At 38.7% G+C, this 22,341-nt stretch carries 21 protein-coding genes; 5 read left to right on the top strand and 16 right to left on the bottom strand.

Features of this window, described 5'->3' with window-relative positions; translation table 11 throughout:
• Positions 1–7: 7 nt before the first annotated feature.
• Entirely contained in the window at positions 8–439 is a 432-nt protein-coding gene (locus tag BLU33_RS08710) for a DinB family protein (RefSeq protein WP_157682087.1), read from the bottom strand.
• 69 nt (positions 440–508) lie between these two features.
• Between BLU33_RS08710 and BLU33_RS08705 the strand changes: the two genes are divergently transcribed.
• Together BLU33_RS08705 and BLU33_RS08700 are read left to right on the top strand one after the other, a co-directional pair.
• Positions 509–1,756, top strand: a complete 1,248-nt coding sequence (locus BLU33_RS08705; protein ID WP_091371331.1) for a nucleoside recognition domain-containing protein — start codon at positions 509–511, stop codon at positions 1,754–1,756.
• A gap of 10 nt (positions 1,757–1,766) precedes the next feature.
• On the top strand, positions 1,767–2,183 hold the full coding sequence (locus BLU33_RS08700) for an OsmC family protein (RefSeq protein ID WP_091371329.1): 417 nt from the start codon (positions 1,767–1,769) through the stop codon (positions 2,181–2,183).
• 220 nt (positions 2,184–2,403) lie between these two features.
• Here the strand turns inward: BLU33_RS08700 and BLU33_RS08695 are convergent, their stop codons facing one another.
• The 6 genes from BLU33_RS08695 to BLU33_RS08670 form a co-directional block, all read right to left on the bottom strand.
• Positions 2,404–3,018: a TetR/AcrR family transcriptional regulator gene (locus BLU33_RS08695; RefSeq protein ID WP_091371326.1), complete on the bottom strand. Its 615-nt coding sequence runs from the start codon at positions 3,016–3,018 to the stop codon at positions 2,404–2,406.
• A gap of 168 nt (positions 3,019–3,186) precedes the next feature.
• Positions 3,187–3,672 (bottom strand): DUF4126 family protein, encoded by a 486-nt coding sequence (locus BLU33_RS08690; RefSeq protein WP_091371325.1) that lies wholly within the window; start codon positions 3,670–3,672, stop codon positions 3,187–3,189.
• A 185-nt stretch (positions 3,673–3,857) separates the two neighbouring features.
• Positions 3,858–7,292 (bottom strand): efflux RND transporter permease subunit, encoded by a 3,435-nt coding sequence (locus BLU33_RS08685; protein WP_091371321.1) that lies wholly within the window; start codon positions 7,290–7,292, stop codon positions 3,858–3,860.
• A 23-nt stretch (positions 7,293–7,315) separates the two neighbouring features.
• Entirely contained in the window at positions 7,316–8,416 is a 1,101-nt protein-coding gene (locus BLU33_RS08680; protein WP_091371319.1) for an efflux RND transporter periplasmic adaptor subunit, read from the bottom strand.
• Positions 8,417–8,446: 30 nt separating this feature from the next.
• On the bottom strand, positions 8,447–9,877 hold the full coding sequence (locus tag BLU33_RS08675) for a TolC family protein (protein WP_091371317.1): 1,431 nt from the start codon (positions 9,875–9,877) through the stop codon (positions 8,447–8,449).
• A 91-nt stretch (positions 9,878–9,968) separates the two neighbouring features.
• Entirely contained in the window at positions 9,969–10,580 is a 612-nt protein-coding gene (locus BLU33_RS08670) for a TetR/AcrR family transcriptional regulator (protein WP_091371316.1), read from the bottom strand.
• A 113-nt stretch (positions 10,581–10,693) separates the two neighbouring features.
• Here BLU33_RS08670 and purB point away from each other — a divergent pair, with 113 nt between their 5' ends.
• Both purB and BLU33_RS08660 read left to right on the top strand, forming a co-directional pair.
• On the top strand, positions 10,694–12,037 hold the full coding sequence (gene purB / locus BLU33_RS08665; RefSeq protein ID WP_091371315.1) for an adenylosuccinate lyase: 1,344 nt from the start codon (positions 10,694–10,696) through the stop codon (positions 12,035–12,037).
• A gap of 155 nt (positions 12,038–12,192) precedes the next feature.
• Positions 12,193–12,744 (top strand): NifU family protein, encoded by a 552-nt coding sequence (locus BLU33_RS08660; RefSeq protein WP_091371314.1) that lies wholly within the window; start codon positions 12,193–12,195, stop codon positions 12,742–12,744.
• Between the two features lie 110 nt (positions 12,745–12,854).
• Here BLU33_RS08660 and BLU33_RS08655 read toward each other — a convergent pair whose 3' ends face one another.
• The 8 genes from BLU33_RS08655 to ppk1 form a co-directional block, all read right to left on the bottom strand.
• Positions 12,855–13,646, bottom strand: a complete 792-nt coding sequence (locus tag BLU33_RS08655; RefSeq protein WP_091371312.1) for an inositol monophosphatase family protein — start codon at positions 13,644–13,646, stop codon at positions 12,855–12,857.
• Positions 13,612–14,094, bottom strand: coding sequence for a GtrA family protein (locus BLU33_RS08650; RefSeq protein ID WP_091371310.1), 483 nt, complete (start codon positions 14,092–14,094; stop codon positions 13,612–13,614). The genes BLU33_RS08655 and BLU33_RS08650 overlap by 35 nt, the downstream gene beginning before the upstream one ends.
• Positions 14,087–15,253 (bottom strand): prolipoprotein diacylglyceryl transferase, encoded by a 1,167-nt coding sequence (locus BLU33_RS08645; protein ID WP_091371309.1) that lies wholly within the window; start codon positions 15,251–15,253, stop codon positions 14,087–14,089. Before BLU33_RS08645 ends, BLU33_RS08650 begins: the two co-directional genes overlap by 8 nt.
• 27 nt (positions 15,254–15,280) lie before the next feature.
• Positions 15,281–16,603 carry a tRNA (N(6)-L-threonylcarbamoyladenosine(37)-C(2))-methylthiotransferase MtaB gene (mtaB, locus tag BLU33_RS08640; RefSeq protein ID WP_091371308.1) on the bottom strand — a complete coding sequence of 441 codons (1,323 nt, stop codon included), beginning with the start codon at positions 16,601–16,603 and terminating at the stop codon, positions 15,281–15,283.
• A gap of 110 nt (positions 16,604–16,713) precedes the next feature.
• The gene (locus BLU33_RS08635) at positions 16,714–17,199 is read right to left on the bottom strand and encodes a PH domain-containing protein (protein WP_091371307.1); all 486 of its coding nucleotides are present in this window, start codon (positions 17,197–17,199) and stop codon (positions 16,714–16,716) included.
• A 76-nt stretch (positions 17,200–17,275) separates the two neighbouring features.
• On the bottom strand, positions 17,276–17,839 hold the full coding sequence (locus tag BLU33_RS08630; protein WP_091371306.1) for a UbiX family flavin prenyltransferase: 564 nt from the start codon (positions 17,837–17,839) through the stop codon (positions 17,276–17,278).
• A 162-nt stretch (positions 17,840–18,001) separates the two neighbouring features.
• Positions 18,002–18,889, bottom strand: coding sequence for a Ppx/GppA phosphatase family protein (locus BLU33_RS08625; RefSeq protein WP_091371305.1), 888 nt, complete (start codon positions 18,887–18,889; stop codon positions 18,002–18,004).
• Between the two features lie 9 nt (positions 18,890–18,898).
• Positions 18,899–20,944 (bottom strand): polyphosphate kinase 1, encoded by a 2,046-nt coding sequence (ppk1, locus tag BLU33_RS08620; protein WP_091371304.1) that lies wholly within the window; start codon positions 20,942–20,944, stop codon positions 18,899–18,901.
• Between the two features lie 174 nt (positions 20,945–21,118).
• Here ppk1 and BLU33_RS08615 point away from each other — a divergent pair, with 174 nt between their 5' ends.
• Positions 21,119–21,610, top strand: a complete 492-nt coding sequence (locus BLU33_RS08615) for a YajQ family cyclic di-GMP-binding protein (protein WP_091371303.1) — start codon at positions 21,119–21,121, stop codon at positions 21,608–21,610.
• Between the two features lie 168 nt (positions 21,611–21,778).
• On the opposite strand, the gene BLU33_RS08610 is transcribed toward BLU33_RS08615, so the two are convergent.
• The gene (locus BLU33_RS08610; RefSeq protein ID WP_091371302.1) at positions 21,779–22,219 is read right to left on the bottom strand and encodes an Hsp20/alpha crystallin family protein; all 441 of its coding nucleotides are present in this window, start codon (positions 22,217–22,219) and stop codon (positions 21,779–21,781) included.
• Between the last annotated feature and the right edge of the window lie 122 nt (positions 22,220–22,341).

The following is a 22,341-nucleotide window of genomic DNA, read 5'->3' as shown; positions in this document are numbered from 1 at the left end:
CTGGATATTACCCTATCTGTGCCAGATGATGTTTCATATGCCGCACATAATCTGCAGCAACCCACTCAACTGTGTGGCTACTATCGCCATCATAACTCACCTGTAAGCGATTCGCTGGATAATACCCCAATACACGAATGATCTGCCTGTTTATCAATATCCACAGATCCAATAGTTCCTTAATATCGGCACCCTGGTATTGCTGTGCGGCAACCCATTCATCCTGCGCATATTTCAGCTTAAAATTCTCTTCATAAGTACAACGGACAAAGCGCTGCAAATTGATCTGCGCGCTATCAATCAGGTGCCCAACCGTTTCCTTTTTCGACCATTTATCAGGCGCTGGTTTAGTATCCCAATCGACTGCATCCTGATCAATTTTCAGAAAATCCTCTATCGTATCTATCAAACTATTTATGGTATCTTTCATGTTGCTCATATTTTTTAAAGTTTGATATTTTATATTAATTATCAAAAAACAATTATCTTCAAAACTTAATCGCTGCCCATGGTTCTCAATTATATCTGGATATTCTTTTTTCTGATCGCGTTTATCATAGGCCTGGTGAAGCTTATCTTTTTTGGCGATACCGATATATTCAAACTAATGGCAGAAGGTACGTTTGAATCAGCCCAATCCGCAGTAATGACCATTGCTTTACCCCTGGTGGGCATTATGTCGTTATGGTTAGGCTTTATGAAGATAGGTGAAAAAGCCGGCGCGGTAAATTTTCTTTCGCGCATAGTAGGGCCATTCTTTAACAGGCTTTTCCCCGAGGTACCCAAAAATCATCCCGCTGTTGGGCAAATGATGATGAACTTTTCAGCAAATCTGCTAGGACTTGATAATGCCGCAACCCCACTGGGTTTAAAGGCGATGGAAGGACTACAAGAATTGAATACGGATAAAGATACGGCATCCAATTCTCAGATCATGTTTTTGGTGCTGCATGCATCTGGGTTAACTATCCTGCCTATTGCCATTATTGCACAACGTGCTATTTTTCATTCTAAAGATCCAACAGATATTTTTATCCCCTGTATAGTAGCAACTTACGCGGCCACACTTGCCGGTTTAATAGTAGTATCTATTAAACAGAAAATAAACCTGTTTGATAGAGTAGTTTTGAGCTGGCTATTGAGCATTACAGGGGTAATAGCCTTAGTGATATGGTATTTTGCAAAATTCCTCAATCATACACAGGTATCCGAAATTTCAGGAGTTTTTAGTAACCTGGTTTATTTAATTATACCCGTAATTTTCATTGTCGGCGCTGTACGTAAAAAAATAAATGTTTTTGACGCTTTTATTGAAGGCGCAAAAGAAGGCTTTGATGTTTCGGTTAAAATAATTCCCTATCTGGTAGGTTTACTTGTAGCGGTAAGTTTGTTCAGGACTTGTGGCGCATTAGATTATCTTTCAGCAGGTTTTAAATGGTTTTTCGGTCATTTCGATATGGATACCCGTTTTACTGATGTATTACCAATTGCGTTTATACGCCCGTTAAGTGGTTCAGGAGCACGGGCGCTTATGCTTGATAATTTAAAAATTCATGGCCCCGATGGCTTTCTCGGGCATATATCAAGCGTACTATACGGCACAGCAGATACTACTTTTTATATCGTTGCCTTATATTTTGGCATAGTAAATATTAAAAAAACACGTTACACCATACCTGCCATGTTAATAGCTGATTTTGTGGGTATAGTAACAGCTATTTATATGTCTTATTTGTTTTTTGGGAACTTACGTTAATCGCAAAATAATGCATACAGGAGAAGAAGCTATAGCAAGCGTTACGGCGCAAATAGGGCATACAAAGTATCAAACTACCATTAGCAGCGGCAGGCACAACATTATTGTTGATGAACCGGAAACTATTGAAGGTGGCGATACCGGCATGGAACCGCATGGCTTGTTACTGGGCAGCCTGGGCAGCTGTACCGCTATTACCTTGCGCATGTACATTAACAGAAAAATGTGGCCGGTTGATGAAATTACAGTCAACCTGGAGCTGTTTAAAACCGAAACAGGTGTAACTATAAAACGTTGGTTAAACTTTAAGGGTGAATTATCCGACATTCAAAAGAACAGGCTGCTGCAGATTGCCGATGCCTGCCCAATCCATAAAATTTTGACCGGAAGTATAAATATTGAAACGGCTTTTAAAACCGGTATATAAAAAACAAACCGGGAGGAGTAGTCCCGGTTTGTATCAATCACTCTAAAACAACAACCTCTAAATAAGGAAGCATTCAAATTAATTAGCCGTAGAAACAAAAAAACTATTGACTAATTAAATATGATGGTCAAATTTACCAAATAAAATACCCGGAAGATTTGAAACTAAAGCTTTTTTACTAAAGGTTGACAGTTGCACTAAAAAAGGGAACTATTGAGGCTCAATACTTTAATCCCTTTATAAAAATATCTATCAGCAACAGGCGTTTGGTGTGTATTTCGTCCAAATGTTCCATACGCGGGAATTTGGCTTTTTTGTGAGATATCGCTCCTACCCTAACCCCATGCAGGGCATCAAGTAAAAGATCAACAATTTCATCCGGGTTATCCAATGGCCTTATTCCGCCTTTTTCTATTTCAGCTTTTACAGCATTTACTAATAAAAAAGCTTCTCCCATGCGTATCTGTTCTACTATACTCCATATAGCATCAGGTAAATTCTGTTCATTAAGCCTGAAATAATCGAAAAAGTTATAATTTTTCACAATGAACTCATGGTGCGTATTAACCTGAAAAATGAAAACCTCCCTGAGATCATCCATGTGGTTATCTGTCAATGATTTCAGATAGTCATTAGCCAGTTTGCGCATAACCGCTATATACAGTTCACTTTTATCAGGAAAGTAATAGTAAAGCAGCGCTTTTGACATGGATATGTCGCCGGCAATCTCATTCATGGTTGTTTTTGAATAGCCGTAGTGCAAAAACCGGTGGTGGGCCGCTTCTAATATCTTCTCCCTCTTAATATCCTGTTGATCGGTAGTAACTACACCCATTGGAAAATATATACTGTTTTTAAATTTAAAATTCTACGTAAAATGATGATATCGATTACCAAATTTATGTAATTTATATACTTTGTAATCCTCATTTTGTTTGCACAAAGTAAATTACATTCCAAATCTGTAAAAAATCTGTGGCATTTGACCAATAAAGTCAATTAATCAGAACAATTGCGTTAAACCAACACCTGCCCCTATTACCAGTGCATCTTCAATAGCGCCAATTATTGGATCAATTATACCTGTATTTTTAACGGTTGCCTTGCGCAGCATGTAACTCAAATACGTTGATGCGAATGCAGAGGTTGCCCCTAATAATGTACCGGTTATAACTTTACCACCTGTAGCTTTATTAATGCTTGCCCCGGCTAGCGCACCTGCCAGGCAGCGAAAAGCTACCCCAGCCGGTTTAATACGGTTTGGGGTTGACGGTAGTTTATCAACCACCAGCTCGCTTATTGATAGAATTTTTAATGTATTAGCAACTGCTTTTGATTGCATAAAGCTTAGCAGCGAATGCTCAAGGTTTTTTGTGCGATGGTGGCTTAATATATGGCTGGTTATTACCGGTGCCGATGATGTGCGCATACCGGCTAATGCGCCGATGCCTAATACTTGCCAAAAGGGATGTGAAATTTTAAGTTTCATAAAAATCTGAATAGATAATGCACTCAACAATTGCAATAATCATTCCCAAATGATGTGGTACACAAATTGGATGGTATTACCTACCTCAAATTCATGTTAAAAAAGTTGGTTATCGTAGCTGATCATAAAAAAAGCCACCCGGATTTCTCCGGGTGGCTTTTTAATTATACAATCAAAAAAAATAATTAAACTGTTTCTAGTTCGTGTTTTGGCTGTTGCCTTTTTTCTCTTTTCTTCCTGATGTTTTCTTTCATGTTGTAACGTATCAGGTACATACATGGCACCAATATCAGTGTGATCAGTGTTGCAAAGCCTAAACCAAATATCATTGTCCATGATAATGGGCCCCAGAATGCTACGTTATCACCACCAAAGTAGATATGTGGTTTAAGGTGTGTAAATAACCCGGCAAAATCAATATTGAAACCTACAGCCAGTGGTATTAAGCCTAATATGGCTGCGCTGGCGGTAAGCAATACCGGTGTCATACGTGTACGGGCGGCTTCTACAACGGCATCGTGTATGCTTAAGCCTTGTTCTAACAGCATATCAGAGAACTCAACCAGTAATATACCGTTTCGCACTACCACACCAGCCAGCGCGATGATACCCACGCCCGACATAACGATAGAGAACGTCATATGGAACAAACTCAAACCCAGGAACACCCCGATTATACTAAAAAAGATCTCACTTAATATAATCAATGTTTTACCTATGGAGTTAAACAGTGCCATCAATATAACAAGGATCAACCCAAATGAAATCAGCAATGCTGTGCCAAGGAATGCACCAGTTTCAGCCTGATCTTCCTGCGAACCACCCATTTTGATGGATACATTCTCAGGTAACTTAAAGTTTTTGATCGCCTGCGCTATCTGGGCATTTACATCAGCCGGGGTAAACGGTTTTATAACGTTTGAACCCAAAGTTATCACCCTTCTCTGTTGTTTATGCTTAATATTGGCATAAGTATTAGTATACCTTACATCAGTAAATGCTGATATAGGCACCTGCCTTATACTACCACCCATAGCAATATCACGGAAGGTGATTTTTAAGTTACGCAACGCATCTACATCATTACGCTGATCTTCAGCTGCACGAACATCAATTTCGTAGTTATCCTCTGTAGTATTCCTATAATCAGATGCCTTGGCGCCATATATAGAAGCACCCAAAGCCTGGTTGATCTGGTTTGTTGTGATACCTTCACGGTTGGCACGCTCACGGTCAACATCAAAAATAATCTCCGGCTTATCAGCCTGCACATCGGGTACCAATTGTTCAATACCTGCAATCCCTTGCTGATCCAGGTATTTCTTTAACCTGGCAGAAGTATGTACTAAAGTATCAAGGTTATCACCTGCCATTTCAAGACTGATATCCTTTTGTACCGGCGGACCGCTGGCTTCCTGCGCAACGGCAATCTGCGCTCCCGGAACACCCTGTACTGAACTACGGATCCGTTTTAATATTTCTTTAGTATCTTTTCCGTTCCTCTTGCCAAATTCAACAAAAGCAACAGTGATCTTACCCTTATTATAGTAAGTACCCTGATCTTCATCTGAAGGATCCGTTACACCTACTGATACGTTTGATATGATAGAGGATACAATATCTTTATCAGGCTCAACTACCTGCGCAACCTTCTTTTCTAATTGTTGTACAACCGTATTGGTATAAGCCTGATCTGTACCTATAGGCATAGTCACATACACATACACAAAGTTCGGATCAGAGGATGGGAATAGTTCTACATCCAATTTACTCACTACCGAAAACCCGATAGTAAAGAAGAATAGTACGATTACTCCTAAAAGTACTTTCCATGGATTGTGTACGGCACGCTCCAGCCATCTTGCATACCAGGTTTGGAAACGCGGCCATAAGTTCTTCTGGAACCTATCAATCACCTTTAACAATACAAAGTGGTTGAACAGGAACAGGAATATGATCAGCACCATAAAATTACCAATGCCTATGCTTATGATATTCCCTAAGGCCAGCAGGTAAAAAAATACGGTTACACCTACAAGTATTATGGTTGTACGTGTTGTTTTACGATCAAACGTTTGATGGTCGTGCTCACCTTCATGGTGCGGTTTCATAAAATCAACCGCGAAAACCGGGTTCATGATATAAGCAACCACCAACGATGCCAATAAGGTTATAATAAGCGTTATCGGCAGGAAGAACATGAAGCTACCTATTAAGCTATGCCAGAAAGCCAACGGGATAAATGGTGCAAGCGTGGTCATGGTACCTGAAAATACTGGCATAAAAACTTCGCCGGCAGCTATTTTTGCAGCTTTGGTAATAGGCATTGCACCATTATTAAATATACGGTGCGTATTTTCAATAACCACAATGGCATCATCCACCACAATACCCAATGCCAGCAGGAAGGAGAACAGTACGATCATGTTGAGCGTAAAGCCTATCACAGGCATAAACAGGAAGGCTATAAAACACGATAGCGGAACTGACAATGCCACAAATATGGCATTGGTACTACCCATAAAGAACATCAGGATAACGGTTACCAGTATAAAACCAATAATGATGGTGTTTATAAGGTCGTTAAGTGTTGTACGTGTTTTGTCCGACTGATCTCCAGTTACAGTAATATTTAATCCCTTAGGGAAAATAGTCTTCTGTTTTTGTTTGATCAGGGAATAGATCTCGTCTGAAGCTTCAATCAGGTTTTCTCCTGAACGCTTGCTCACGTTAAGGGTAATTACATTTTTAAAATTCGGATCGTTTGGCGTTTTAAGGCGCGCATAACTTTCCTGATCCTGGAAACCATCTCTTATCTGGGCAATATCACGCAAATAAACTGCCCTACCCTGCGGGTTCCTGATCACCATCGCGGCTACTTCATCTGCACTTTTAAAATCCTCTTTAATATCAACCGCCCGTTGTTCGCCACTTGTTGTAATGGTTCCGGCTGTTGATAGGATATTCTCATTGCCTATAGCTTGTATGATATCTCCATAACCAATCTGTGCAGCCGACATCTTATTGATGTCAACATTGATCTGAATATTTGGCTTTAAAGCGCCTACCTCAACTACCTGTGATATTTGCTTCATACCCTCGATATCATCTTTCAGGTTATCCGCATATTCTTTTAATTTCTTAAGGTCATAGTCACCCGATAAGTTGATGTATAATATAGGCTGATCGGCCACATTAATATCAGATACGGTTGATTCCTTTAAGTTGTTATCATTTTGCGGCAGATCCTGCTTGGCTTTGTCAACAGCGTCCTTAACATCCTGTTTGGCATCCCTTATTTTAACATCAGTGTTAAATTCAGCAGTAATGATCGACACATTTTGTTGTGTGTTAGAGGTAACTTTTTTTAAGCCCTTTAACGATTTCATTTGCTTTTCGAGCTGCCGGGTAACCAATGTCTCGATATTTTGTGGCGACTGCCCCTGGTAAATAGTGGTTACATATATTTTAGGTATAGTAATATCCGGAAAATTCTCCTTTGGCAGGGAATTATAGGATGAAAACCCGAGTAATGTGATTAAAAAGATAAGCACATACACCGCCCGCTTATTGTCGATGGCCCAACTTGATGGCCCAAATTCTTTTTCCTGGTCTTTCATTTTTTTGAAATCAGATTGTATAATTAATTACCAGATTTTAATACGCTTACTTTATCACCGTCGCCAATTTCGCTTGCGCCTTGAGTTATTAACTGATCGCCGCTTGATAAGCCTGATTTTACCTCAGTAAAACCATTTGATGTTTTACCTTCTGTGATAGGTTTACGTTTAGCATAACCATTCTCATTTGTATACACGTAGTCGCCTTCGTCCGATCTTTGGATAGCATTTACCGGTATTGCAATGGTATTATGGTTTGAGTAATTAGCAATTTGTAAAACAGCCGTCATGTTAGGGCGATACTCTTTGTTATGCGGCAGTTTTATTTCGATGCCAAAACTACGTGAACCCGGATCAATAACCTTTGCAGCGAAGCTTACACGTGTAGCTAAGGAATCATTCACATCAGGAAACAATACCTTAACGCTATCACCTTGGTTTACACTACTGGAGTACGACTCAGGTACATCAGCCTTAACTTTCAATACTTCGGCGTTAATAACACGTATACCTGCTGAACCCGGTGCAGCTACCTGTCCAAGTTTCAGATCCATTTGGTCAACAACACCATTTATGGGTGATACAATGCGGTAGAGATCAGCTTGTTGTTTTAATGATGCTACCTGCTTTTGGGCAGTTTGCAAATTAGTTTGAGCCTGTAAGTACTCAACCTCGGTACCTATTTTCTGATCCCAAAGGTTCTTTTGACGCTGATAAAGGATATTTGCGAGGTTAAGCTGAGATTGTGCCTGGCCAACATTTTGCTTCAGCACACTATTATCCAACTGAGCAAGTATCTCGCCTTTGCTTACATGGTCGCCAGCCTTTACATAAAGTGCCGTAATTACAGCGCTCGCTTGTGGATATGCAGTAACGTTGTCCTGCGCATCTATTTTACCCTGTATTTGTACGTAGTTGGTAAACTGGCCGGGCTTTACAATAATAGTACTTACATCGGCCCCTTTGGTTGAATCCGTGCCCACCTGCGCTTGTAAAGCAGCAATTTTTGAACTTAATGTTGCCTGCTGTTTTTTCAGGTCGGCCAGTTCAGCCTTCTTATCAGTTGGTTTTTGCGAGCAGGCCGCTAAAAATAATATTGCCGGTATGTATAATAGTTTTTTCATTGTCTCTTTTTAATATTGTGGATTTAGTGTTTATTGGATTCTACCGTATGCTTTGTCAAGGTCAACTTTGCTTACTAAAGCATCATATAAACCTTGTATGTATGTGTTATCTGCGTCTTCAACTGCAGTTTGTGCCTGTGTAACTTCAATGCTTGAGCCTACACCCTGTTCATATTTTATTTTTGACACGCGGAGTACTTCCTGAGCAAGCGCCCTGTTTAGTTTTTGGTCGTTAAGAGTTTGCAAACCATTTATATAGGCTATTTTCGATTGGCTAATCTGCAGATTTACTGTTTTTTGCATATCATCCAAATCGTTTTGCGCTTTTAAAACAGTTATTTGCGATTGCCTTACCTGGTTAAGGTGCTGAAAGCCTGTAAATATTGGAACGGATAGCGTAAGGCCTATATAAGCTGATGGTAAATTTGTGTTGTAAAGACCGCTAAAACTATTGCTTTGAAAAGATGCAGCATAATTTCCAACAGCTAACAATTTAGGCAAGAATTGTCCTTTTGTGCTTTTTAGATTATACTCATCCAATCTTTTTTGGGTTTCCAATAAATTATACTCAATCCGGTTACGATAAACTGCGGTATCAATAGTAGGATCAGCAGTAGCTGCTTCAAGCTTTATATCTACCAGTTTGTTTGTTAATGTTAAATTTTGATCAATTGGCATTCCTATTTGAAATTTCAATAACTCATAATTTAAAACCAGTAACCTTGCAGTATTTTCCCTGGTGGTAACCAATGAGTTATATTGATAAGTAATACGATCAACATCAATCTTTTCAACAAACCCCTGTTTATTACGTGCAGCGGTTTCATCCATTTGCTGTTTAAGCTGATCTATATCGGCCTGCAATAACCTCAAATGCTCTGCACTTACTAATACCTGGTAATACGCTTTGGTTACCGACACGTTAACTTCAATTTTCGAACGGGTATAACTACGCTCATACAATTGTTTATACGTTTTACGGGCCTGTAAACCAACTATATAATTAGGATCAAAAATTATTTGTGAAATATTTATTCCTGGTGCCAGGTTATATTTTTGAGTAAAACTCACTTTACTTTCTCCTGATGAACTTCCATTAGTTGGCGGCGTTGCCGAAATTACCTGCCCAGTTGCACTGTTAACAACTTTTTGTTGATTTAAAACGCCGTATACCGGGCCGGAAAAAACGTCAGGAAATAAAATGTTCGGTGTTTTTACATAATCCTGAAAAGTTGCTGAACCGCTTATTTGCGGTAAACCTTGCCCTATAGTTTCCTGAACCTTATAACCGGCACTTTTAACATCCAATGCTGCATTTGCCACATCATGCTGATGTTGGTAGGCGTAGTTCACACAATCTTGTATACTAAAATTGTAGGTGGTATCACGCGGGGCCTGCTGCGCATAGCCGTTTACCGCTACAGCACAAAACAGGGCCATTATAAAAACTGTGTTTCTCATTGTTATATATTGTAATAGGTATTACTATGTTCTATTTATTATTGGTAAAGATCAAACTGTTTGTTGACAACCTTATGTCAGCAGTGTATGATCATTCATTGCTTATATTTTTATATTTATCTAAAAGCTTATATCCTTTTAAAGTACATATGCCATAGTTAAAATGTTCCAGAAACTGGTATTGCACTTTCCATGGACTAAATTCAGACAAAGGAAATAATGTTGTATTAAAGCCCATTTCCACCTGCGTAACCCGCATCCTTGCCATTATTTTAACATCAATATCAGGCCTTATATAGCCTTGTTTTATCCCTTTGTTTAAAAGTTCCTCCAGTGTACGTATCAAAACATCAGCCTTAAAGTTTTGAAACTCCTTCCAGGCATCAGGGTGATACTTTTGCATATCATGTATCACAATTGGGTTGATCTTTGAGAATATCTCTTCAGAACATTTCATCATATTGATCATTTCCTCAATCACATCACCCGAAGTACTCATAATGGCGCACATCTGGTCTTCATCTTCCTGCAGCTTCTTTTTTGTAAGGGCAACAACCAGTTCGTTTTTATCCTTAAAAAAGTGATAGATGGTTTTTTTTGATATACCTAAGTGTTTGGCAATATCATCCATCGTAACGCTTTTTATACCTGCTGTTAAAAACAGGTCCTCGCCGCCTTGTATAATTCTTTCTACGGGTATCATTTTTATCTCCGCCACAAAACTATGGAAACATTTTTAGATTTCAAAGTTTCCATTTCAAATTACTTCTTACAGACAACCGGCATATTTGTTACCTTTGCAAAAAATTATATAAAATGACGCTTTCTCCTCTTTCAGCCATTTCCCCTATCGACGGGCGTTACCACAATGCAACTGCTGAACTGGCTGAGTATTTTTCGGAATACGCACTAATAAAATACCGGGTATTTGTTGAAATTGAATATTTTATTGCCCTGTGCGAACATCCATTACCGCAATTACAAAACTTTGATAAAAATCTATCAGAAAAGTTACGCGACATCTATCGAAATTTTTCAGAAGCTGATGCGCTGGACATCAAACAGATAGAAAAAACGACCAACCACGATGTTAAAGCTGTGGAATACTTTATTAAAAAAGAGTTCGACAAGCTGGATATTGCCACTTATAAAGAGTTTATCCACTTCGGCTTAACATCGCAAGATATAAACAATACGGCTATCCCTTATTCGTTTAAATTAGCTTTGAATGATGTTTACTATCCGGCATTAGCTGAACTGATCGGTCTGCTTAAAAAATACGCTGGCGATTGGGATAAAATACCTATGCTGGCACATACACACGGGCAGCCTGCATCACCTACCCGCCTGGGTAAAGAAATACAGGTATTTATTGAGCGCCTGGAAAACCAGCTTGCTTTATTGAAACAAGTACCTTACTCTGCAAAATTTGGCGGGGCTACCGGTAACTACAATGCGCATAATATTGCTTATGGGAATATAGACTGGAAAACATTCGGTAATCATTTTGTGAATGATATTTTGGGCCTGAGCCGCTCACAGTTCACAACACAGATTGAGCATTACGATAATTTTGCCGCGCAATGCGATGCCTTAAAACGCATCAATAATATTTTGATCGATTTGGACAGGGATATGTGGGCTTATATATCCATGAACTACTTTAAGCAAAAGATAAAAGCTGGCGAAGTAGGTTCATCGGCCATGCCGCATAAAGTAAATCCGATTGATTTTGAAAACTCAGAAGGTAACTTAGGTATAGCTAATGCATTATTTGAGCATTTGGCTGCTAAACTACCAGTATCAAGGTTACAGCGCGATTTAACTGACTCAACCGTATTACGTAACATAGGTGTACCGGTTGGGCATACACTTATTGCCATGAAATCAACTATTAAAGGCCTAAATAAACTATTATTGAACGAAACAGTTATAGCAGGCGCATTGGAGGCTAACTGGGCAGTGGTTGCGGAAGCTATACAAACCATTTTACGTCGCGAAGCTTATCCAAACCCATACGAAGCATTAAAAGAGCTTACACGTACTAATACACACATAAACGCTGACACTATAGCTGAGTTTGTTAGCACTTTGGATGTTAGCGATGAGATTAAAGAAGAGATTAAACAAATAACACCGTCTAATTATACAGGGATTTAATGTGCAGATGATTAGGAAGTTTTAATATGCATATCTGCACATCCGCATATTTGCACATCTAACCATCGTCATACACGGGTCATAACTATTATAGTATAGTTTTTAAATCAAAAAGCTATCTAAATTTGTTAAAGAATTTATTGGAGAAAATAAAAATGAATATCAACGTATATACTGAATCAACACCGAATCCGGCAACCATGAAGTTCATTGTGAACAAGTTGCTGATTAACGGTAGCGCCGACTTTGCTACAAAGGAAAGTGCTGAAAAATCACCATTTGCTAAGGAGTTATACAAATTTTCATTTGTTAACGGGGTTTTCTTCGCCAGTAATTTTGTTACGGTAACAAAAACCGAAGGCAGCGACTGGGATGACCTGCTACCTATATTAAAAGAGTTTGTTAAAGGTGCCGTTGAAGCTGAACTAGCGGTACAAACCGAAGAACAACCCGAAGCAGGAAACTTTGAAGGAACTGATATTGAAGTTAAAATACAGCAAATACTGCATGATTATGTACGCCCTGCTGTTGAATCAGACGGTGGTGCTATTACCTACAAGTCATTTGGTGAAGGTGTGGTAACTGTTGAGCTTCGCGGTTCATGCAGTGGTTGCCCGTCATCTACAGTTACCCTGAAAGCCGGTATCGAAAACTTACTTAAACGTATGGTTCCTGAAGTTACCGAAGTGGTTTCTGAAGCGTTATAAGAATCTATTACTACTTAATGTGCGGAGGGGTGTCATCCTGAGGCACTCGAAGGGTAAGCGTAAAGGCCTGCCCGCATACTTCGAGAACCTCAGTATGGCACCTCTCTTTGTTATTTAAAATATTTATCGATATATCCCAGCAACTCCCCTGTTATCTTCCCATTAGTAGCTAACAATTCCCGGGTTTCCATCACTTCATTACCACCCTTATAGTTAACCACATCTCCCCCGGCTTGCCTTACAATCAGTATTCCGGCGGCAACATCCCAGGCGTTAAGGTTATATTCATAAAAAGCGTCAAAGCGTCCGCAGGCTGTATATGCCAGATCGACCGCTGCTGAGCCCAATCGGCGCAAGCCATGTGCACTTTTCATCAACTCGGTAAACAGATTGATATAAGCAGCCTGTTTACTAAAATCATAGTAAGGAAAACCTGTAGCCAATAAACTGGCAGATACGGTTGCATTATCGCTTACCCTTATTTCACGGCCATTTAAATAAGCTGGAGTGTCCTTACTGGCGTAAAAACATTCATCCTGGTTAACTTCATATACTACACCAACAACAAGTTCATCGTATTCCTTAAGCGCTATACTTACAGAGAAAACCGGCAGGCCATGTATAAAATTGGTGGTGCCATCCAACGGGTCAATTATCCAGTTAAAGCGTTCGCCGAGTTTGATCTTTGTTTTTTCCTCGGTGATGAAGCCTGCTTCGGGTAGGATCTTTTCCAAACCTGCAACTATCATTTCTTCAGCTGTTTTATCAACATAGGACACAAGGTCATTTAGGCCTTTATATTCTATTTTATCAGGGCTGAAAACCTTGCGTTGCTGCCTTATAAATTCACCGGCTTGTTTGGCAACTTCAACTACGCTGTTCGTGATTAGATTGTACTGCATGATGTCGTAAAGATAGGCTGAATGAAAAGAGTTTATGTACAAAATAGCTCGCAAAAAACAGACTTAATGCAGCGGTTATACGTGCCACAGGCGGATACATGCCAAAGGTTTGAATAAGCAATTTAATAACCATTAAATTGGCAAAAAAACCAATAACAGCCACAGATGCAAAACGAAAAAACTGCTGTGCGGATGAGGATTTTGATTCGGTAAATACCAAAAACTTGGTTATTAGAAAATTAACAACAACGCCTAAAAAAAATGATATGGCCAATGAAAGCGAAGAATTACGAACAGTGGCGTTTAATATATGATAGCTTTTTTGCGTAAGCAGGTTATGATAAAAAAGATAAAAAACTGATATATCAACCAAAAAACCTGCACCTGCAGAACAAACAAACCGCGCTATTTCGTTTTTTGAGATCTTACGTAGTAATTTATTAGCCATGTTTTAACGTAGTTTTTTTATTGCGATTCAATCCTGATACAATTAAGACTACGCCAAAGATGAAAAGTAAAATTGCAATTAGCTGTGCTTGTGGAAATGACAGACTACCAATATGATATCTTGTATTAACTCTAATGAATTCAATCAAAAAACGCTCTGTACCATTCAGTACAAGGTATATACCGAACATAATACCCGGTGTTCTTATACGATTACGGATGCTCCATAAAAACAGGAACAGCAGTATACAGGTAACCAATTCATAAAATGATGTTGGATAAACCGGAGCCGGCAGCACATGGCAAAATTTGCCGACACAACCGGGGATCTGCACGCCCTCATCATTCACATTATGCGGAAAACTGAATGACCACATCCAATCTGGCGCCCAGCTAAACCAGTGTGGCTTCGGCAGTAAGTTAGGTTTACCCCAGTCACCGTCACCGCTCATCTGGCAGCCTATGCGGCCTAACCCGTATGATAACATCATACCCGGTCCGCCAATATCAAGCATGGTTAATGGCTTTATGCCATGTTTCCAGGCTATGTATAGCACCGCTGCACCGCCGCAAATTAAACCGCCATAAAATGTAAGTCCGCTAAAGCCAATAAGCATCCCTACAGGGTCTTTTAAAAACTCATCCCAATTCTCAAGCGCGTTAAATACTTTTGCTCCTGCAAAACCACATATGGCAGCCCAAAGCAAAATACTCCCCATCAACTCATACGGGTGAACCTTTACTTTTTGTATTTTAGGCTGAGGAAGTACCTGTTTCTTATTTTCGGCATAAGCCCAGTAAGCTATGGCGACTGCAAATATGATCCCGCCTATCCAGCTGCCTTTTGCAGATAATATCATATCCTGCGGACTATCAACTAACTCATGGTAATTAAAAGCCGCGTATATTAATTTATACCCCAATATAAAACCGAAGATGGCATTACCCGCCAATTCCGTTGTTGAAATGGGTTTGCCAATGGTAACTTCTTTCTCAAATGAGTGGATGTAACCTAACTTTTCCTTACGTTTAAATTCCTCTGAAAAAGCCCAGTAAGCCCCAACAAATGCCAGCGCCACAAAAAATCCAAAAGTTTGTACAGGTAAAGGAATATCTATTCCGAAAAGATATTGTAAAAGTGAACTAATGGTTGGGAACATAGGTTATTTTTTGCTGCAATATAGCGGTTAATGCACTAATATTTCTTCAGATTCTGTTATTTCAACATCACCATCGTGTGAAATAGCTGTTAAGCAAACCGTTTTTAATTCGTTTACCAGCACCGGATCGTATTTGGTTTTCACTTTCACATAATTACGGGTAAAACCATGCATAATGCCATCTTTAAAATCCGTTTCAAACAGCACTTCTTCCGTTTTATTAAGCTGGGTTTCGTAAAAAGCCCGGCGTTTTTTATCAGAAAGTATATGCAGCATTTTACTCCGTTCCGCACGTGTTGAGCCTGGTACCACACCCGTCATTTCGCTTGCCAGCGTATTTTCCCTTTCAGAGTAGGTGAACACATGCAGGTATGAAACGTTAAGGTCGTTCAAAAAATTATAAGTGTCGATAAAATCTTCTCGTGTTTCGCCGGGGAAGCCTACAATTACATCAACACCTATACAGCAATCAGGCATTAACTCTTTAATTTTAGCTACACGGTTAGTGTAAAGTTCCCTTTTATAACGGCGGCGCATCAGCCCCAATATTTTATCGGAACCGGATTGCAGCGGGATATGAAAATGCGGCATAAAACGTTTGGATGTAGCCACAAACTCAATAATCTCATCCGTCAATAAATTAGGCTCTATTGAAGATATACGGATCCTGTGGATCCCTTTTACCTCATCCAGCGCTTTAACCAGGTCGAAGAATTTATCTTCGCGTTTACCATCTCTTATGCCAAAATCACCAAGGTTAACACCGGTTAAAACAATTTCTTTTACACCTGAAGCTGCTACTTCTGCGGCTTGTTTAACAACATTTTCAACAGTATCGCTCCTGCTGGCACCACGTGCTAATGGTATGGTGCAAAATGTACATGAGTAATCACAGCCATCCTGAACCTTTAAAAAAGTACGTGTACGGTCACCACCGAACGACCATGATGGTACAAACTGATTTGCCTCAGCAATTGGCTGATTATAAATTACCGCCTTAGGCTTTTTTGTAAGATCAGTTATGTGGTCAACTATCTGGAATTTTTCGGCAGCGCCAAGAACCATATCAACCCCATGTATTTCGGCAATTTCTTTTGGTTTTAACTGCGCATAGCAACCTACAATAGTTACATAAGCGTTGGGCGATATTTTAAGCGCTTCTTTTACTACCCTTTTGCACTTTTTATCGGCATTATCGGTAACTGAGCAAGTATTAATTACATATACATCAGGGGTATCTGTAAAATCAACCGTACTATAACCTGCCTGGGCAAACAGGCGGCCAATAGACGATGTTTCTGAATAATTCAGTTTACAACCCAGCGTATAAAAAGCGACTTTCTTGTTCATTTTCAGGTCGCAAAGATAAGACTTTGATCGCTGATAGTAAACTGCTTATTTAAAACAAAATGAGTCAATAAGATTTAGCATCTTATTGACTCATAAACTATATATATAAATTAAATAGTTACAGGATTTTGGATTATTGAAAATGAATCCTCAATTGCATTATTAATTTGTTTTTTAAACTCGTATGGGTTAGCTATTGGTGAAAAACTTTCTGTTACATTCCCTGATGTAACCACAAGACTTCCATAATTTAATATCCTGCCTAATATACCCTGATCAACACGCAGCCCTTCAGCACGATTTAATTGTAATTCAACAAGCTTTCTTTTTAAAACACCAGTTTTAAGAATAACTTTTCTATTAGTTACTACAAATTCAGATGAGCTACCCCGCATGAAAGCAGAAAGTAAACTAATTATACCTACAAAAGATATTAATCCTCCAAATGCTAAACCTCCGCTATTGCCACCAGCAGCTTCGCCTATTACTATTCCTAAAATAAATAGCAAAATTCCTTTTGCATAGATCCACCAGTGCAGTTTTGCCCTATAAACGATTTTTTCGTTATTGGCTAAGTTTTTTTCAATAAAGCTCATTTTTTGTTTTGGTTAATTGTGATAATAATTGCTAATATATTTAGTTTAATTTAAAACAACTAATAAAAATAAAAAATTATTTATCGCCCCAGCGGTAGGTTTCATTATCCAAACCAACGAGATCAATAATACGATTTACCACTGTCATAGCCACATCTTCTATTGTTTTGGGTTTATTATAGAATGATGGTACAGCCGGGCAGATGATCCCACCCGCTTCGGTAACCGTTTGCATATTGCGGATATGGATGAGGTTTAAGGGAGTATCCCTGGCTACAAGTATTAATTTACGGCGTTCTTTCAATATCACATCAGCTGCACGGGTTACCAGGTCGTCAGATACGCCGCTGGCTATCCTGCCGAGTGTACCCATTGAGCAGGGCACTATGATCATGGTATCGAACTTTGCCGAACCTGAGGCAAATGGCGCCATAAAATCATGTTTACTGTAAAATTTGAATGGTAAATTATTGTATTCCTCGTTATCTAGTTCAAACTTCCATACCTGCTTTGCATTATCAGACATTACAACAGCTACCTCAGTTAACTGATCGTTTAATTGATGTAATTTCTCCAACAAAAGTTTGGCATATATGGCACCGCTGGCTCCTGTTATAGCAACAACAATCTTCTTCTTCATAGCAATTTTATTAACGAACCGGGGCAAAAAAAGTTACAGGCAAAAAAAAAGGGTCGAATACAAGTACTCGACCCTACATCTACCTATGAAAAACATGCCCAAAAATGGGCATACAAATGTACTAACAGTTTCTTAATATTTTAATAATTTTAACAAAAAATATTAATTGATTTTCGGGAAGTTCTTTTCTATAAGTGTTTGAATGATACCATCAACCATACCCACACTAGGCACATATATGTTTTTTATGCCTGCCCACTTCATTACGGTAATGTAAATTTCACATGCAGGTATAATAACATCCGCCCTGTCCTGGTTTAGCCCAAGCACATTAATACGGTCTTTTAGCGAAAAAGAGTTAAGATAATTGTAAAGTGTCTTCAGCTTATTAAATGACATTGGCACATCATTTTTTTCTTCAGATAACTTATATAACTTATTGATATTACCACCAGTACCAATTCCTGATATTCCTTTAAAGGTTTTGGTGTTTTCACGAATAAAATCATGCATTTCGTTCCAGGTTTCTTCTTTATCCTGGTTATCAAGCATACGGATGGTGCCTATATTAAACGAGCGTGAAGCATAAAGCGCACCTTCAGAGAACAATGATAGCTCCGTGCTACCACCGCCAACATCAATATACAGGTAGTTTTTTGATTTGTCGATAGTTTGCTCGGCGTGACTGGCATAAATTATCTTAGCCTCCTTTTGCCCCTGAATAATCTCCAGATCTATCTGCGCTTCTTCTTTTACTCTGAAAACTACTTCCTGGCCGTTTTTAGCTTCGCGCATGGCCGATGTAGCAAAGGCCATATAATCCTGCACCTTGTACACATCCATCAGGTTACGGAAAGCCTGCATTGATTTTATAAGGTATACAGCTTTTTTATCAGAAATATGCTGGTTCAGAAAAGCATCATCACCCAACCTAAGCGGAACCCGGATCAAGGTGTTTTTTTTAAAGGAAATTGAACCGTTATTTTCAATAATATCAGCTATAAGGAGTCTTACAGCGTTTGACCCAATATCAATGGCAGCGTATCTCAAAGTATTTCGTTATTTTTTATTTTTAAGGTAATTGTATATATCTATTTGTGCGCGCGACAAAATCTCAGAATTTGTTTTGTGGTATTTATTAGTGTTGTGGCTATTTATTTCGCGGGCCTTAGTATTATCACTTAATTGTATATCGATGATATCCCTCACCTCCTTGCGCAATTGATCATCATAAATCGGAAAACCAACCTCTACACGGTTATCAATGTTACGTGTCATAAAATCGGCTGATGTAAGATAAACAAGTTCATTACCCCCATTACAATAAACATGCACGCGCGAATGTTCCAGATATTTATCAACAATACTTATTACATCAATATTTTCGCTAAACCCTTTCATTCCTGGCACTAGACAGCACATGCCTCTGATGATCAGATTTATTTTCACCCCTGCGTTATTAGCCTGATATAGTTTGCTTATCATTTGTTCATCAGCCAAACTATTCATTTTTAATATCATGTAAGCCTTTTTACCGGCTTTTGCATTCTTTATCTCGTTATCTATCAGCTTGTAAATAGCAGGTCTTGAATCAATTGGAGAAACTATCAGATGTTCAATATCCTTAGCCAGCGTGTTTTTCCCTAAAGCCCTGAATACCTTTACCAAGTCACCTGTAAGCCTTTTATCGGCAGTAAAAATGGTATGATCAGCATAAAGCTTAGCAGTTTTTTCATTAAAGTTACCGGTGGACAAACAAGCGTAATAAGCCGTTTTTTCTTTCTCGATCCTTTTAACCAAGCATATTTTTGAGTGTACTTTATAGTTTTCAACACCGTAAAGCACGTTTACACCTTCTTCTTCAAGTCTGCGGCTCCAGGTGATGTTATTTTGCTCATCAAACCGGGCCCTTAACTCAACCAAACAGTTAACCTTTTTCCCGTTTTTAGCAGCATTTATAAGCGCATGAACTATCCGTGAGTTTTCAGCCAGGCGATATACCGCAATACTGATCTCCTGTACTTTTGGATCGATAGCGGCCTCACGTAAAAAGTGGATCACATAATCATATGATTGATATGGTGTACTGATCAAATAATCGCGCTTAGCAATCATTCCCATCAGGCTTTTACCAAAAGAAAGCCCGGCAACTGGCATGGGCGGGTATTTTACATACTCCAGCTCAGGCCTGCCCACGTTAGGAAAAGCAATAAAATCCTTGAATTTATGGTAACGGTTACCCGGTATAAGGCTCTCACCATGCAAACCCATTTTACTTACCAGGTATTTAAGCATATCCAAAGGCATTTCAGTATCATACAGCAAACGCATCGGCTTGCCTTTGCGTCTTTTCTGTAAACTTTTGGATAATGAATCAATAAATTTCTCGCTTACTTCCTTATCCAAATCAAGTTCTGCATCCCGGGTAAGCTGTATGGAGTAGGCTTCAATGCTATCGTGTTCAAAAATGAAAAATATATCTTCAAGGCTATACCTTATAATATCATCCAATAAAATAATGAACTTAAGGTTATTGGTTTCAGGTAGTACAACAAAACGAGGCAGGTTATCCGGCACCTCAATTAAAGCCAGCCTGGTTTTTTTATTGCGGGTAAGCTTTACGAAAAAGTAAATAGCCCTGTCGCGCAGTTCCGGCAATTGTAACGATTCGTCAAGCATGATGGGCACCAGCATGGCCAGCAACTTTTCCCTGAAATAATTTTTAACGAACTCACCACGGGTTACGTTAAGCTGCTTATCGTTTAATATGAATATCTTTTCTTCAGCCAGTTGCTTAACAATTATGTTTTCATACAAATTATTAAACTTCTTTTCCTGCTTTACAACCAGTGTTTTTATCTGGTTTAAAACCTTTTTAGGGTTATAGCCTAAAATTTCTTTGGCTTTTTCATTCAGATTGGCTAAACGACTGAGTGTGGCTACCCTTACACGGTAAAATTCATCAAGGTTTGATGAGAAAATGGCCAAAAATCTAACACGTTCAATCAAAGGGACGGTAGGATCCGCTGCTTCCTGTAAAACGCGCTCATTAAAATATAACCAGCTTATTTCCCTATTAATTAGTGGTATGTTCTTAATATCCATATAAATGCCCCCTTTTCAGGCGGATTCTACAAATCTGCTTATTTATTTGTTAACTTAATATTAACTCCTTGCTATGTTAACTGTTTTTATCGTGTCCAATTAATAACAATCGGCATCTTTATTAAGATTATATTTATAAACAATTAGCTTTGTAGCAAATTAAAAACCTCCATTATGCCAACATTTGATATAGTAAGCAAGATAGACGGCCAAACGCTTGATAACGCTATAAATACTGCAAAAAAAGAGATATTGAATCGTTATGACTTTAACGACTCAAAAAGCACCATCGATCTTGATAAAAAAACCAACGAGATAACCATTGTTACCGAAAATGATATGCGCCTGAAAGCTATTCAGGATTCCATTATAAGCCGAATGGTAAAGCAACAGCTTGACCCTAACGCGCTTGACTTTGGCAAGGAGCAATACGCATCAGGCAGTATGATCCGAAAAGAAATAAAGGTAAAAGAGGGTATTGACAAGGAAGTTGCCAAAAAGATAGTGAAGAAAATAAAAGACAGCGGCCTAAAAGTACAGGCCTCAATTATGGATGATCAGGTTCGTGTTCAGGCTAAAAAAATCGATGACCTGCAAGCAGTGATCAGCCTTTGCAGGAGTGAAAGCTTTGAGCAGCCGTTGCAGTATATTAATATGAGGAACTAGATTTATATCGGATTTCGGATATTCGATTTCGGATTTAATTTTTTCAAATCAGAGAATTGAAGCAAATCCGAAATCGAATATCCGAAATCCAACATAAAAAAAGACCGCTCCTCACGGAGCGGCCTTTCTATCAAACTAAACCACTTATTATGAAAACAATCTTTAATATTATTTAACAGCTATTTCTCTTGTTTGAAATTTAGCTTCTTCTCTTTTTGCCACAATTAATTTTAATATACCATTGGCATATTCAGCATCAATTTTTGAATGATCTACAGTTTCAGGTAAAGTAAACGACCTTACAAATGAAGTGTAGTTATATTCGCGTTTGCTGAACTTTTTACCTTCTTCAACATTTTCAGCTTTCTTTTCAGTTGATACGCTTAATACGTTTTTATCTAAATTGATCTTAAAATCTTCTTTCTTTAAGCCGGGCGCAGCCAGTTCAATTTGAAATTCGTTTTCGGTTTCTGCAATGTTTACTGCAGGTACACGTGATACTAATTTATCGCCCAAAAAAGTATCGTTTAATATGGTATCAAACACATCGTTAAAAAATGGGTTAACACCATAATTTTTTTGTCCGTTGTTAAATTTTACTAAAGTCATCGTTATAATATATTAAGTTTTATTCTTTTATTAACTTCGTAACTGTCTGTTCAACTGTTGTACCAACGGTTAAAAAGCACTTTTTGTGCGACATTATGACCGAACAACTTAAAAACAGGCAG

The organism is Mucilaginibacter mallensis (assembly GCF_900105165.1).
Lineage (GTDB): Bacteria > Bacteroidota > Bacteroidia > Sphingobacteriales > Sphingobacteriaceae > Mucilaginibacter > Mucilaginibacter mallensis.
The sequence above is the reverse complement of the archived record's forward strand: the minus strand, read 5'-3'. Positions and strand labels throughout refer to the sequence as shown.

What these genes read in the sequence shown, in the direction of transcription:
- BLU33_RS08645 (WP_091371309.1), bottom strand. Translation starts at nt 15,253, where the DNA reads ATGTTCCCAACCATTAGTTCACTTTTACAATATCTTTTCGGAATAGAT.
- BLU33_RS08670 (WP_091371316.1), bottom strand. Translation starts at nt 10,580, where the DNA reads ATGATACCCGTAGAAAGAATTATACAAGGCGGCGAGGACCTGTTTTTA.
- mtaB (WP_091371308.1), bottom strand. Translation starts at nt 16,603, where the DNA reads ATGAACAAGAAAGTCGCTTTTTATACGCTGGGTTGTAAACTGAATTAT.
- BLU33_RS08650 (WP_091371310.1), bottom strand. Translation starts at nt 14,094, where the DNA reads ATGGCTAATAAATTACTACGTAAGATCTCAAAAAACGAAATAGCGCGG.
- BLU33_RS08635 (WP_091371307.1), bottom strand. Translation starts at nt 17,199, where the DNA reads ATGAGCTTTATTGAAAAAAACTTAGCCAATAACGAAAAAATCGTTTAT.
- BLU33_RS08690 (WP_091371325.1), bottom strand. Translation starts at nt 3,672, where the DNA reads ATGAAACTTAAAATTTCACATCCCTTTTGGCAAGTATTAGGCATCGGC.
- BLU33_RS08695 (WP_091371326.1), bottom strand. Translation starts at nt 3,018, where the DNA reads ATGGGTGTAGTTACTACCGATCAACAGGATATTAAGAGGGAGAAGATA.
- BLU33_RS08700 (WP_091371329.1), top strand. Translation starts at nt 1,767, where the DNA reads ATGCATACAGGAGAAGAAGCTATAGCAAGCGTTACGGCGCAAATAGGG.
- purB (WP_091371315.1), top strand. Translation starts at nt 10,694, where the DNA reads ATGACGCTTTCTCCTCTTTCAGCCATTTCCCCTATCGACGGGCGTTAC.
- BLU33_RS08630 (WP_091371306.1), bottom strand. Translation starts at nt 17,839, where the DNA reads ATGAAGAAGAAGATTGTTGTTGCTATAACAGGAGCCAGCGGTGCCATA.
- BLU33_RS08660 (WP_091371314.1), top strand. Translation starts at nt 12,193, where the DNA reads ATGAATATCAACGTATATACTGAATCAACACCGAATCCGGCAACCATG.
- BLU33_RS08680 (WP_091371319.1), bottom strand. Translation starts at nt 8,416, where the DNA reads ATGAAAAAACTATTATACATACCGGCAATATTATTTTTAGCGGCCTGC.
- BLU33_RS08710 (WP_157682087.1), bottom strand. Translation starts at nt 439, where the DNA reads ATGAGCAACATGAAAGATACCATAAATAGTTTGATAGATACGATAGAG.
- BLU33_RS08615 (WP_091371303.1), top strand. Translation starts at nt 21,119, where the DNA reads ATGCCAACATTTGATATAGTAAGCAAGATAGACGGCCAAACGCTTGAT.
- BLU33_RS08655 (WP_091371312.1), bottom strand. Translation starts at nt 13,646, where the DNA reads ATGCAGTACAATCTAATCACGAACAGCGTAGTTGAAGTTGCCAAACAA.
- BLU33_RS08675 (WP_091371317.1), bottom strand. Translation starts at nt 9,877, where the DNA reads ATGAGAAACACAGTTTTTATAATGGCCCTGTTTTGTGCTGTAGCGGTA.
- BLU33_RS08610 (WP_091371302.1), bottom strand. Translation starts at nt 22,219, where the DNA reads ATGACTTTAGTAAAATTTAACAACGGACAAAAAAATTATGGTGTTAAC.
- ppk1 (WP_091371304.1), bottom strand. Translation starts at nt 20,944, where the DNA reads ATGGATATTAAGAACATACCACTAATTAATAGGGAAATAAGCTGGTTA.
- BLU33_RS08685 (WP_091371321.1), bottom strand. Translation starts at nt 7,292, where the DNA reads ATGAAAGACCAGGAAAAAGAATTTGGGCCATCAAGTTGGGCCATCGAC.
- BLU33_RS08705 (WP_091371331.1), top strand. Translation starts at nt 509, where the DNA reads ATGGTTCTCAATTATATCTGGATATTCTTTTTTCTGATCGCGTTTATC.